At 59.7% G+C, this 12,866-nt stretch carries 10 protein-coding genes; 1 reads left to right on the top strand and 9 read right to left on the bottom strand.

The window, feature by feature from the left end; genetic code table 11:
- Positions 1 to 2 precede the first annotated feature (2 nt).
- A complete protein-coding gene (locus G7A66_RS00590) occupies positions 3 to 1,196 on the bottom strand; it encodes a hypothetical protein (RefSeq protein WP_174293762.1) in 1,194 nt (397 codons plus the stop codon).
- A gap of 68 nt (positions 1,197 to 1,264) precedes the next feature.
- A complete protein-coding gene (locus tag G7A66_RS00585; protein ID WP_206674995.1) occupies positions 1,265 to 1,579 on the bottom strand; it encodes an Hpt domain-containing protein in 315 nt (104 codons plus the stop codon).
- 73 nt (positions 1,580 to 1,652) lie between these two features.
- Here G7A66_RS00585 and G7A66_RS00580 point away from each other — a divergent pair, with 73 nt between their 5' ends.
- A complete protein-coding gene (locus G7A66_RS00580; RefSeq protein ID WP_174293760.1) occupies positions 1,653 to 4,265 on the top strand; it encodes a coiled-coil domain-containing protein in 2,613 nt (870 codons plus the stop codon).
- Between the two features lie 5 nt (positions 4,266 to 4,270).
- Here G7A66_RS00580 and G7A66_RS00575 read toward each other — a convergent pair whose 3' ends face one another.
- From G7A66_RS00575 to nuoL, 7 genes are read right to left on the bottom strand one after another with little or no spacing between them, the layout of a single operon-like run.
- Positions 4,271 to 4,558, bottom strand: a complete 288-nt coding sequence (locus G7A66_RS00575; protein WP_174293759.1) for a DUF1467 family protein — start codon at positions 4,556 to 4,558, stop codon at positions 4,271 to 4,273.
- Positions 4,559 to 4,567: 9 nt separating this feature from the next.
- The gene (locus tag G7A66_RS00570; protein WP_332310453.1) at positions 4,568 to 6,214 is read right to left on the bottom strand and encodes a ribonuclease J; all 1,647 of its coding nucleotides are present in this window, start codon (positions 6,212 to 6,214) and stop codon (positions 4,568 to 4,570) included.
- Positions 6,211 to 6,987 carry a type III pantothenate kinase gene (locus G7A66_RS00565; RefSeq protein ID WP_174293758.1) on the bottom strand — a complete coding sequence of 259 codons (777 nt, stop codon included), beginning with the start codon at positions 6,985 to 6,987 and terminating at the stop codon, positions 6,211 to 6,213. Before G7A66_RS00565 ends, G7A66_RS00570 begins: the two co-directional genes overlap by 4 nt.
- Before the next feature lie 8 nt (positions 6,988 to 6,995).
- Complete coding sequence (locus tag G7A66_RS00560; RefSeq protein WP_174293757.1) at positions 6,996 to 7,709, bottom strand: biotin--[acetyl-CoA-carboxylase] ligase; 714 nt, start codon at positions 7,707 to 7,709, stop codon at positions 6,996 to 6,998.
- A 22-nt stretch (positions 7,710 to 7,731) separates the two neighbouring features.
- Positions 7,732 to 9,195 carry an NADH-quinone oxidoreductase subunit NuoN gene (gene nuoN / locus G7A66_RS00555; protein WP_174293756.1) on the bottom strand — a complete coding sequence of 488 codons (1,464 nt, stop codon included), beginning with the start codon at positions 9,193 to 9,195 and terminating at the stop codon, positions 7,732 to 7,734.
- On the bottom strand, positions 9,195 to 10,799 hold the full coding sequence (locus G7A66_RS00550; protein ID WP_174293831.1) for an NADH-quinone oxidoreductase subunit M: 1,605 nt from the start codon (positions 10,797 to 10,799) through the stop codon (positions 9,195 to 9,197). Before G7A66_RS00550 ends, nuoN begins: the two co-directional genes overlap by 1 nt.
- A complete protein-coding gene (gene nuoL, locus G7A66_RS00545; RefSeq protein WP_174293755.1) occupies positions 10,799 to 12,862 on the bottom strand; it encodes an NADH-quinone oxidoreductase subunit L in 2,064 nt (687 codons plus the stop codon). Before nuoL ends, G7A66_RS00550 begins: the two co-directional genes overlap by 1 nt.
- Positions 12,863 to 12,866 lie beyond the last annotated feature (4 nt).

The raw sequence follows: 12,866 nt of genomic DNA, 5'->3' as shown, positions 1-12,866 counted from the left end.
GGTTAAGACCGGGTTAGCTGTGGGCTTCTGGGAAACATCAGCATCGCTGCAAGGATGATAATCAGCAGGATACCGGCGGAGATGGCGAAAGATCCCGACACGGCGCAAATAGCGAGGCCGATACAGAGGGCGAGGCGGTCTCGTGCTGCTGCCTGCCACAACGGAATGCTGTACCGAATTGCCAGCCATGGCAAGACGAGGATGGCGGCTATTATCGCGAAGCCATCCAGATCGGGTTGCGGGATTGGATCTGCAGCAGTTTGCAACGCAAAATAACTCACCGTCAAGACCGCGGCATCGAACAGCAAGATCGAGTAATCGGTCGCTGGTGTTTCCTGCCCGAACTCCGCTGATCCCCGCGCCAGTTGGCGAGGCAGAAGGCGCACAACGAAACCTGCTCCAAGTGCGAGAAAGGCCAGGGTCGCCCAGCCAGCCCAAGCCAGTACTATGCCTATTCCAACGAGCAGAAAAGGAGCGAGAGAGAGTGCTGATGTCCGGTCGTGCAATTCAGTCGCATCGCCGTGCCGGAGTGCAAGGTTGACCGCAATCGCCTCACCGGGAATGCGCCAGTCGGGCTTGCCCAGGCTTTGCCGCCGCCAGCGTTCGCTTTCTGCCCTTGCCTGTTGCGATGTCCGGATCACGATCGGCGCCTCGCCATCAGCCAGTTCGACCATGCGCAACCCGCTTTGCAAGGCAGTGCGCAGCAGCCCCGAGATGGGATCTCCGTCAGGCGCAACGGAGGCGAACCGTTCCACTATATCGCCTGGCGCCCGAAATATACCGCCCCAGACGTAATCGGAATCGATCCTCTCGAGTGGCGCCGATTCACCTCCGGGTGAACTGTATGCCGCGACACCGAAGCGCCCAGCAGCCACTTTTCGGCAAACTTCATGCTGCGGCAGCAATCCGGCAGCGAAGACGATCAGGGCATCATGAGCGGTCACCTTGGCAGATACGCCAAAGATGTCTGACGCGAGGTGAAACGCCGCACCGCCTTTGGTCGCCTGCTGGCGGAGCGCATTCACCTCCACGCTGTTTCCTTGCACTTCTGCCCCGTCGACCAGGCACAGTATGTGTTCACATCCCAGTGCAAGAGCGGCCGCAATCTGGTGGCCGACGACGGTCCGATTACCGACGATCAGCAACCGTCCGTGTTCATCCCGGGCAACAGCAGTCGAGACGAGCGCAGCGAGCAAATCTGGCCTTTCGCGGTGAGCGGTGAAAGGCTGCTGTTTAGGCTTTCATGCGGCGATTTCCAAGGCAGCTAGGCCCGGCGCGCTCTACCGAAACCGGATTTTTCGATGAAGCCGTGTAATTCTCGAAGAATCACAGGGTCGCCGGGAGCAGATCGCAGTGCCGTGTCGGCCATTTGCATCAGTTCAGTAGCATGAAAGGATGCGGCCAGGCCGCGGATCCGCTGTGCGGCCACGAACCAGTTGCCATCGCATCGCGCGCGGGAAAGCAGGTCGACGTGATACGCGAGGCTCTGCCCGAAAGATTGCTTCAATTCCGCCAGCAGACTGGCATCGTCACCTGCCGCTGCAGCCAGTGTCGCTTCGAAGGAGGACCTTTCATACATCACTCGGGCAGCATATGTGGAACAAGGTTAAGACGGGGTTTCACCTTCCCGCAAACGTGGTAACTTTCTGCCTATGAGCGCGGGATCACACATCAGGGCTGTCGGACAGGACGGCGGGGAAACAACAGAGCATACCGGCGTCGAACCCGTCTTTGAAGGCGAGCAGGCCATGTATGAAGAGCCGGAGTGGCTGGATGAGCCGCTCGGCTCCACAGCCAGGGGCTGGCTGGTGCCGGCCGTAGCCCTGGCCATTATCCTTGCCTGGACGGTGCTGCTTGCGGCATCGAACTGGATGTCGATCGCCGATGGCGTCGCCCTGTCCGAAGCTGCGGAATTGCTCACGAATTGGTGCATTCCCGTATTGCTGGTCATTGCCTGCTGGCTGCTGGCCATGCGCAGCAGCACGCGTGAAGCGGCGCGCTTCGGCGATGCAGCGTCGGTCTTGTCGGCAGAGGCACAGCGGCTGGAAGAACGGTTGATCGTGATCAATCGCGAACTCAGCGTTGCGCGTGAGTTTCTGGCAGCCGAGTCGCGCGAACTCGACAGCCTCGGCAGGATCGCTTCCGAACGCATTTCGGAACACGCCGACGCGCTCCAGGCCCTCATTCATCACAACGGCGCACAGGTGGACGCCATCGCCACAGTCAGCGCAAGCGCGATGGAAAACATGGGGCGGCTGAGAAACGACCTCCCCGTTATCGCCAATTCCGCCCGCGACGTCTCCAACCAGATCGGCAATGCGGGTCGTACGGCCAGCGACCAGTTGAGCCAGATGATCTCCGGCTTCGAACGGCTCAATGAATTCGGCGCCGCAAGCGAGCGACAGGTGGGCACCTTGCGCAGCCGTGTCGATGCGGCAATCGCGGCATTCGAAGCGCAGGCTATCCAATTGGACGATTTCATGAACCGCCGTTTCGCTGCTCTTGCCGAAAAGAGCGAGGCGCACCGGGCCGATCTGGACAGTCACGAAGTCGACGCCTTGGCCGCCATGCGCCACCGTGCCGATCGCTTGCGTGCCGAGATCATCGAGGCCGGCGAAGCATTGGAAGAACACGAGGCCGAGGCGCTTGTCTCGCTGCAAGCGCGCGTCAATTCGATTCGGGAGGGTGCCGGCACGGTGAACCGCTCCCTCGGCGAAACGGAAACGCGAGCAGTCGCAAGCTGGAACGAGCGGATCGAAGCGGTTCAGTCGCGTTTGTCAGATATGGCCGAAAAGATCGGCGCTCTCGATGAAGGCACGCGAGCAAGCGCGGCCGAACTGCTGCGCGAAATCTCGGGCCATGCCGATGAACTGAACGGCAATCTCGCCACTAGCCATGCCGCGTTTGTCGATAAGATCAAGGCCCGACGCGATGCACTGGCCGAGCAGGAAGCGGATGCTGCCGAGGCACTGGCTGCCAGCCTCGCCGCCTTCGACTCGGAACTGGCCGAACGGCGGCAGGATCAGATCGCGCAAACCCACATGCTGGCCGAGAATGCGGAGGCACTGGCAAGCAGGATCGATGCCCTGGAAGTCAGCCTCACGCGTATTGGGAAACATGGACAGGACACCCGGGAACGCGTCGGCCAGAGTGTCGCCGAACTTACGGGAACCCTGGAGGCGTCCAGATCGGCCTTGAACGGAACCGACGGGATGGTTGCCCAGCTTACCGAATCGAGCGTTCGCTTGCTCGAACTGCTGCAAGCCGCTTCTGAGCAGGGCCGGGATGATCTGCCGGCCTCACTCGCGGAAGTCGAAACCCGCCTTCAGAAAGTGCTCGGCGAATCTCGTAGCCTGAAAGACACACTCGAAACTGCAGGCGTTTCGGTGGAATTGACTGCGGGCCAGCTTGGCGAGACGGAGAAATCCGGGAAGCGTGCCATCGCGGAAATTCGCACCTTGCAGGACGATGTACAGGCGAAGCAGGAGCACAACCTTCACCTGATCGGCGAATTGCAAGGCAAGTTGGCGGACCTCGACAGGCAGGGCGATGCCCTCGCAGAAAAGACGCGTGGAGAATTGCGTGAAGCCATTCTCGCGGTGGAAGGCGCATCGCGGGATGCCTTGGGCAATCTCGAGGTCAGGAATGCGGACAAGGTCAACGCCTTCGCCGAACGTGTCGCAGACGAAGCCGCCAAAATTATCGACAGCGCGCTCACCGGGCATGCTGCTGACTCGATCTCCGCGCTGGAACAGGCCGCCAGCCAGGCAGCGGCTACCGGGCGTGAGGCGGCAATCCAGATGCGTGATCAGCTCAGCAAGGTGAACGAACTCGCTGCCAATTTGGAATCGCGGGTAAATCGTGCTCGCGAACTAGCCGAGGAGCAGGTGGACAATGATTTCTCGCGCAGAGTGGCCCTGATTACCGAAAGCCTCAATTCCAACGCGATCGACATTGCAAAAGCTTTGTCGACCGAAGTGACTGACACTGCCTGGAACTCCTACCTGCGCGGAGACAGAGGGATATTCACCCGCAGGGCCGTTCGCTTGCTCGACAACGGCCAATCACGCGAAGTCGCGGAAATCTATGAAGAAGACCCCGATTTCCGCGAGCATGTCAGCCGTTACATCCACGATTTCGAGGCCATGCTGCGTACGATGCTGTCCACGCGCGATGGTCACGCGCTTGGCGTGACGCTGCTCAGTTCCGACATGGGCAAGCTCTACGTGGCTCTCGCCCAATCCATCGAGCGCCTGCGAAACTAGCGCCCCTATTCGGCGTAGGTTACCTCGGGAGGTTTGGGGAAGAAGTCGATGTCCTCGACTCCGATCCAGCCACTGACGAAATTGGCCACATAAAGTGCCGTAACTACCCCCGCCAGAACAGTGGCCCGTATGACGAGCCGCAGAGGGCGGAAATTGGCAGGCGCGCTGTCTGCCTGCCCCGCCACCTTTTCCAGACCCGCCTCATCATGGGTCTTGATGCCGAACGGCAGCAGGACGAAGGCAACTATGACCCAGAACAGGGCATAGATCGCGATGATGGAAGTCCAGGCCATCTTTCCGCCTCAGCTTGCCAGTTGTATGACTTTGACCTGCGGGCGCTTCCCGCTCCAGCGCGTTGCGGCTCGCCGGGTCGCCAGTCTGGCCGCTTCCTGAATGGCGCGATCGTCTTTCCGGTCACGCCCCTTCAATCGCCCGATTGCCTGAGTCACGTCGCCCTGACACTCTTCCACAAAAGCGTCGTAGTCTTCGTCAAGCGGCAGACCGATCCCTTCGACCGTCGGCCGGTTCTTCGCATCGAGGATCGTGACGACAACGCCTTCGCGAGAGAGACGACGGCGCATCGTCATCGACTCGCCATCGGCCGGAGCAATGATATCGCCGTCCAGGATCAGACGGCCTGAGCGGACCTGGGCCAGACGCTCGGGCTTACCCGGGGCAAGCCGAACAATATCGCCGTTCTTCTGAAACACGGCATGCGGTATGCCGCTTTCCAAGCCCAATCGCGCCTGTTCCTGCATGTGGCGAATTTCGCCGTGAACCGGCACCAGAATCTCCGGTCGGAGCCACTTGTAAAGCGCTTCAAGTTCAGGCCGTCCCGGGTGGCCCGAGACGTGGATCATGCTCTGCCGGTCGGTAACCATGACGATACCGCGTTCTGCCAGGCGATTCTGCACCTTGCCGATCGCAATCTCGTTGCCCGGTATCTGGCGACTGGAAAACAGCACCACATCGCCTTCGACCAGGTTGAGAGGGTGATTGCTTTCCGCAATGCGCGATAGCGCCGCGCGCGGTTCGCCCTGCCCGCCGGTTGCGATGATCAGCAGTTCACCGCGCGGCAATTGCATGGCCGTGTCGAAATCGACGATGTCCGGCAGGTCCTGAAGATAATCATTGTCCTGCGACACCTCGATCATGCGATCGAGCGAACGTCCCGCCACGCAAAGTCTGCGGCCGGTCGCCTTCGCCACCTCGCCCAGGGTGTGCAGACGGGCGATATTCGACGCGAAGGTCGTGACCATGACGCGCCGGCCTTCGTGCTTCCGCACCTCTTCCAGGAGCCCCTTGTAAACTGCTCCCTCCGACCCGCTCGGCTCGGGATTGAAGACGTTGGTGGAATCGCAGACCATGGCAAGGATGCCCTCGTCGCCGAGCGAGGTCAGTTCCTCCTCGGTGGCAGGCTCGCCGATGATCGGTTCCTCATCCAGCTTCCAGTCGCCGGTGTGAAAGATCCGGCCATGAGGCGTGTCGATCAGAAGCGCATGCCCTTCAGCTATGGAATGAGCAAGCGGCACGTAAGAGATGTCGAAAGGACCCAACGCAAAATCGTCGGCGCCCTCAATGATGTTGAGTTCGACTTCATCGACCAACCCAGCTTCCTGAAGCTTGCGCCTGACCAGTTCTGCGGTGAAAGGCGTGGCGTAAAGTGGCACGCCAAGTTCCTGCGCAAAATAGGGAACCGCACCGATGTGATCCTCATGCGCGTGTGTAAGGACGATGCCGATCAGATCCTCCGCCCGATCCTCGATGAACTCAAGGTCGGCGAAAACAAGATCAACGCCAGGGTATTCGTTGCCCGAAAATGTCATGCCCAAATCGACCATCAGCCATTTACCGTCACACCCGTACAGGTTGACGTTCATGCCGATCTCGCCCGAACCGCCCAAAGCCAGAAACAGCAGTTCCTGTTCGGGTGTGTAATCCTTTTTCACTTAAAAGCCTTTTCTGCAAGGAGGGCCAGGCCCTCCAACGTTAGGTCGTCGTCGACCGCGTCAAATATCTCTGTGTGTTCGTCGAACAATATGGCGAGCCCGCCGGTCGCGATCACGCGGGTAGGCCGCCCGATCTCATTCCGCATTCGGGCGATCAGCCCTTCCATCATCGCCACGTAACCCCAGAAGACCCCGATGACCATCTGATCCTCGGTGTTGCGCCCGATGACGCTGGTGTTGCGAGGTGCGGCAATCGCCACCCTGGGCAGCTTTGCCGTCGCATTCACCAATGCATCGAGCGATAGGTTAATCCCGGGCGCGATTATCCCGCCCTTGTAGGTTCCGGCAAAATCCACAACGTCAAACGTTGTGGCAGTACCGAAGTCGATGATAATCAGGTCGCCATCATATTTGGTGTGCGCCGCAATTGCATTCAAGGCCCGATCCGCGCCCAGGGATCGCGGCTCGTCCACATCCAGGGTGAGCGGCCACGCGGCTTCGCCCTCGCCCGCAATCATCGGCGCGATGCAGAAATACTTTTCGGAAAGCACCTGGAGATTGTGAACTGCGCGGGGAACAACGGAACCGACGATGATGCGCGAGATCTGGTCTCGCGAGACGCCTTCGATCTGCATCAACTGAAGCAGCCAGACAGCATACTCGTCGCCTGTTCGCCGCGCATCCGAAGCGATCCGCCAGCGGGCGCGAAACGAGCCATTGTCATACAGGGCGAAAACCACATTGGTATTGCCGACATCAGCGACGAGCAGCATCGAAGTTCCTAACGGGTCAGAGTAATGTCACCGGCATGAATGGCACGCATCGTCCCATCAGCCAACCGCAGCAGGAGCGATCCGGCCGGGTCGAGGCCTGCGAATTCACCGCTCACTTCGTGCCCTCCGGCCTCATGCACAGTGAGCCTGGTTCCTGTCGGGTGTGCGGCGGCTACCCAGCGGCGCAGCAGTACCTCAAGCCCATATTGCCGCCATCGCCCGAGTTCCTCCCGAAATCCCGTTGCAAGTGCGATTGCGAAGCTGTCACGGTCCGGCGGACGGCCTACGTCCGCGACGCTGCAGGTTTGCCGATCGGGAAGAGAGGGCGCACTAACCAGATTGACACCCACTCCGACGACGACGCTGTACCCTGTTCGCTCGAGCAGGATACCGGACATCTTGGCGCCGCCGACCAGAACGTCGTTCGGCCACTTGAGAATGAGATCTTTGCCTTGGGAAATGTAGGGCTCGACAGCTGAACGTACCGCCAGACCTGCCACGAGCGCAACCGAAGCAGCCGAAGGGGAGTTGAAGCCGACATGGACAATCGCCGACCCCATGAAATTGCCGGCACCATCCGACCACTTCCGTCCCTGCCTGCCGCGTCCGCCCGTTTGCCGATCGGCGATCAGCCAGTGGCCTTCCGCAATCCCTTCCCCTCGCCCGAGGCGCTGGAGAAGATCTGCATTGGTCGAACCTGTTTCGGATACGAATTCTAGCAAGGCATTGGCGGGCAGCGGCAGATCATGGCAGCAGGGAAAGCGACACGGCCGCGCGATCTGCCAGCAGTCCCAGAGGAATCGTGAGTAGATAGCCAAGTGGCGAAACAATGATCGCCGTGCCGATGAGCAAGACCCAGTGACCGGTTTCGCTGCGTCCCTGAACCACGCCGGCAGGTTCGTCGAAGAACATGACCTTGACCACCTTGAGGTAGTAGAAAGCACCAATTACGCTGGCCGCTATGCCAAGCGCTGCCAGCAGGATCAGGTCAGCCTGAACCGCTGCCTGAAACACGACGAACTTACCCCAGAATCCGAACATTGGCGGCAAGCCTGCAAGGCTCAGCATCATTCCGGCAAGTATGAGGGCGATCAAGGGCTTGGCACGCGACAAGCCGGCGATATCGCGGATGTTTTCGACGTAATTGCCGTCGGCATCTCGCAGCATCAGAATGGCAACGAAGCTGCCGATCGTCATCACGACATAGATCGCGAGATAGACCAGCACGGCGCTGGCGCCCTGTGGGGTGCCCGCGGCGAGACCGATCAGGATGAAGCCGACATTGTTGATCGATGAATAGGCTAGCAGCCGCTTCAGATTATCCTGCCCGATCGCTCCTAGCGCACCGAGAACGATCGACGCCAGTGCGGCGAAAATGACGATTTGCCGCCAGGCATCGGCCTGCAGCCCGAAGGCGTCGAGCGAAACCCTGACAGTGAGTGCAACGGCGGCAACCTTGGGTGCGGAGGCAAAGAAGGTCGTGACCGGGGTAGGCGCACCCTCATACACGTCCGGAGTCCACATGTGGAACGGAACCGCCGCGATCTTGAAAGCCAATCCCGCCAGTACGAAGATCAAGCCGAACAGGGCTCCGGTCGACAATTCCAGGGTCATCGCGGCGCGGATCAGGGTGAAGTCGGTCGTTCCCGTAAAGCCATACACCAAGCTCATGCCGTAAAGCAGGATACCGCTCGCCAGAGCGCCAAGAATGAAATATTTCAGGCCAGCCTCGGCAGAACGCCCGTCATTGCGAAGGAATGATGCCAACACATAGGCAGCAAGTGAGTTCAGTTCGAGGCCAATGTAGAGGGTGATGAGATTACCGGACGACACCATGATCCCCGTGCCGAGGACGGAGAACAGGATCAGAATCGGATATTCGGCGCGCATGGCGCCCAATCTTTCGAAGAAAGCCGGAGCGATCATCAAGCATGCGATGCCAGAAAGATAGATCAGCATTTTCGCAAAAGCGGCAAAACCGTCCGCCCGGAATTGACCGGCAAACGCATTGGTATCCGGCCCCGAAGCACCATCGAACAAAGCAGGGCCGACCATGAAGCAGGCGACGCCAAGCACCAACGCCGCAAGAATACTGATCGGTCGCGCGGCGCTGTCACCGACCCAGGCAGCGACGAGCAGCAGTACCAGCCCTGAAATGCTGATCAGCAGTTCGGGCGCGATCAGTGCAAGGTAGTTTCCGAAATCCATCAATGGGCCCCTTCGCCCGCAATGCCGCCATCGGCAACGGCTGCGGCACCGTGAGCTTCGCCAGCCTCGGCCGCGCCGTGTTCATCATTCATCTGGTTCGCCGCATTCGGACGAGGTGTCCCAATAACGATCGCGCTGTCATATTCCGGTGCGACCCTGGACAGTCGCGCATCGAGCACGGCGATGTCCTGCCGCATGGGTGCCAGAAAACTTTCCGGATAAACACCCATCCACAGTGTTGCCGCCGCAATCGGCGCCAGCATCAGCCATTCGCGGCCATTCAGATCGGACATTGCGGCTGCATCTTCATTTCTCTGCAGACCGAACACGACTCTTCTGTAGAGATAAAGCATGTAGGCAGCACCAAGGATGATGCCCGTGGTGCAGATGATCGTCACGAAGCTTGAAACCTGGTAAATACCTGCCAGCGAAAGGAATTCCCCGACGAAGCCGCTCGTTCCCGGTAGACCGATGCTGGCCATGGTGAACAGCAGAAAGAATATTGCGTACTGAGGCATGTTGATGGCCAAGCCGCCGTACCGTGCGATCTCCCGCGTGTGCAGGCGATCATAGATGACGCCCACGCAGAGAAACAATGCGCCCGAGACCAGACCGTGGCTCAGCATGACGATCATGGCGCCTTCCAGGCCCTGCACATTGAAGGCGAACAGACCTACCGTGACGATCGCCATGTGGGCGACCGAGCTGTAGGCGATCAGCTTCTTCATGTCGGATTGCACCAGCGCGACAAGCGAAGTGTAGATGACCGCTATCATCGACAAGGCGAAAATCAGCCAAGCGAACTGGGCAGAGGCATCGGGGAACATCGGCAGTGAAAAGCGGATGAATCCATATCCGCCCAGTTTCAGCAGCACACCCGCCAGGATTACCGAGCCGGCCGTCGGTGCCTGAACGTGCGCATCCGGCAACCAGGTGTGCACCGGCCACATCGGCATCTTCACAGCGAAACTGGCGAAGAATCCAAACCACAGCCAGTTTTGCGCTCCGGATGCGAAGTCGTATTGCATGAGGATCGGAATGTACGAGGTGCCTGCTTCGTTCACCATCCACAGCATGGCGATGAGCATGAGTACCGAGCCGAGCAGGGTGTACAGGAAGAACTTGTAGCTGGCGTAGATGCGGTTGTCCCCGCCCCAGATGCCGATGATGAGATACATCGGGATCAAGCCGGCTTCGAAGAAGATATAGAAAAGGAACAGATCCTGAGCCGCGAAGACGCCGATGATCAGCAATTCCATGAACAGGAAGGCGGACATGTAGACGCCGACGCGATCGCGGATCCCGTCCCAGCTCGCCAGGATGCAGATTGGCATCAGGAACACCGACAGCACGATCAGCATCAGAGCGATACCGTCGATGCCGAGCGCATAGCTGAAGCCTGCAAACAGCGGCTGGCTTTCGACGAACTGCCACTGCGCGCCGCCTATGTCGTACGATGCCCAGAGAATGATCCCCAACACGAGATTGGCGAGCGTCGTGGCCAAGGCGATGATGCGCGCGGCATGAGCCGTTGTGAACAGGCAGACGATCGCGCCGACCAACGGCACGAGCAACATCAAGGAAAGAATGGGAAAGCCCCCCATCACATCAGAACCCATGTGATCGCCGCGACGACGCCGAGCAGCATGATGAGTGCATAGCTATAGAGATAACCGGATTGGAACTTGCGGGCACCTACGCTGCCTCGCGACACAAGCCACGCTGCGCCGTCGGGTCCGAACCGGTCGATACCGCCTTCATCGCCGACCTTCCAGAACTTGCGACCGAACCAGAACGCTGGCCGCACGAAGATCCGGTCGTACAATTCATCGAAGTACCACTTGTTGAAGAGAAAGGCGTGGAGAAGGCGGAACTGCTCCACGAACTTGCCCGGCACCGAAGTGTCGCGGATGTAGGCGAACCACGCAATGAGCAGCCCGACAAGCATGACGATTGTAGCGGTCAGTTTCACCCACAGAGGCGTGCCGTGCATCGCATGGATCAACCCCTCATTGTAGTAGATCGATCCGTCCCAGAACTCGGCGCTGTCGAGGAAAGCTTCGCTGAACAGCCACCCGGCAAAGATAGCGCCTAGCGAAAGCACCGCCAGCGGAATCAGCATGGAAACTGGGCTCTCATGTGGATGGTAACCGGCAGTTCCCTCCATGTCGCCTGGCGCCGGGACGTCGTGCGTTACCGCATGACCCGCATCTTCCTGCCACGCAGGGTTGGCTTCGTCGGGCCCGTCATGGCCGTGGTGAACGGCGTGCTGAATGTGCTCGCTCTGTGCCCAGCGCGGTTTGCCCCAGAAGGTCAGGAACATGAGGCGCCAGCTGTAGAAGCTCGTCAGCAGCGCCGAAAAAGCGCCAAGCCAGAATGCGAACTGACCGAGTTCAGTGCCGCGACCGAACGCCGCCTCGAGGATCGCGTCTTTCGAATGAAACCCGGCAAACCCGGCATGCAGCCAATAGATGCCCACGCCAGTGATCGCGAGAGTGCCGGCCATCATGGCCCAGAAGGTCAGCGGGATCTTTTTCCGAAGCGCGCCGTAATAACGCATGTCCTGTTCGTGATGCATGGCGTGGATCACCGATCCCGCGCCAAGGAACAGCAGCGCCTTGAAGAAGGCATGTGTGAACAGGTGGAACATCGCGGCGCCATATGCGCCCACGCCTGCAGCGAAGAACATGTAGCCGAGCTGTGAGCAGGTCGAATAGGCGATCACCCGCTTGATATCCCACTGTACCGTTCCCACGGTTGCCGCAAACAGGCATGTTGCAGCCCCGATGAAGGTAACGAACGCAAGAGCGACCGGCGCCGTTTCAAACATCGGCGAGAGGCGGCAGACCATGAAAACGCCTGCGGTCACCATCGTGGCTGCATGGATAAGGGCGGAGACGGGCGTCGGGCCCTCCATGGCATCCGGCAGCCAGGTGTGCAGGCCAAGCTGAGCCGACTTGCCCATCGCGCCTATGAAAAGGAGGATGCACAAGACATCCATGACCATGACCCTGCTGCCGAGAAACCCGACGCTAGCGCCCGACATGGCCGGCGCTGCCTGGAGAATGGCGCTGATCGAGGTGGTACCGAAAACGAGGAAAGTCCCGAATATGCCGAGCATGAAGCCAAGGTCGCCTACCCTGTTAACGATGAAGGCCTTCATGGCGGCAGCGTTGGCGCTCGGCTTGCGGAACCAGAAGCCGATCAACAGATAGGACGCGAGCCCCACCCCTTCCCAACCGAAGAACATCTGCACCAGATTATCTGCGGTCACCAGCATGAGCATGGCGAAGGTAAACAGGCTGAGATAGGCGAAGAAGCGCGGTTGGTCCGGGTCCTCGTCCATGTAGCCCCAGCTGTAGAGGTGAACGAGCGCGGAAACCGTCGTGATCACGACAAGCATCACGGCCGTCAGCGTATCCACCCGAAGTGCCCAGTCAAAATCCATGTCGCCTGAGCGTACCCAGTCGAGAACCGGAACGACCATTGCGGAATAATCACCAGACAAAAAGCCTAGGAATATTGGCCAGCTGAGCGCGCAGGAGACGAACAGCGTACCGGTGGTGATGGCTTTCACCGCAACATTGCCAAGTGAACGGTTGCCAAGGCCGCCCACGATGGCTGCCAATAGCGGCAGGAAAACGATGATCAGGATGCTGGTGGACAAGATC

Source organism: Alteripontixanthobacter muriae, from assembly GCF_013336795.1.
GTDB classification, from domain to species: domain Bacteria; phylum Pseudomonadota; class Alphaproteobacteria; order Sphingomonadales; family Sphingomonadaceae; genus Pseudopontixanthobacter; species Pseudopontixanthobacter muriae.
This window is presented reverse-complemented; position numbering and strand designations above follow the sequence as displayed.

What these genes read in the sequence shown, in the direction of transcription:
- G7A66_RS00585 (WP_206674995.1), bottom strand. Translation starts at nt 1,579, where the DNA reads ATGTATGAAAGGTCCTCCTTCGAAGCGACACTGGCTGCAGCGGCAGGT.
- G7A66_RS00580 (WP_174293760.1), top strand. Translation starts at nt 1,653, where the DNA reads ATGAGCGCGGGATCACACATCAGGGCTGTCGGACAGGACGGCGGGGAA.
- G7A66_RS00575 (WP_174293759.1), bottom strand. Translation starts at nt 4,558, where the DNA reads ATGGCCTGGACTTCCATCATCGCGATCTATGCCCTGTTCTGGGTCATA.
- G7A66_RS00565 (WP_174293758.1), bottom strand. Translation starts at nt 6,987, where the DNA reads ATGCTGCTCGTCGCTGATGTCGGCAATACCAATGTGGTTTTCGCCCTG.
- nuoN (WP_174293756.1), bottom strand. Translation starts at nt 9,195, where the DNA reads ATGGATTTCGGAAACTACCTTGCACTGATCGCGCCCGAACTGCTGATC.
- G7A66_RS00550 (WP_174293831.1), bottom strand. Translation starts at nt 10,799, where the DNA reads ATGGGGGGCTTTCCCATTCTTTCCTTGATGTTGCTCGTGCCGTTGGTC.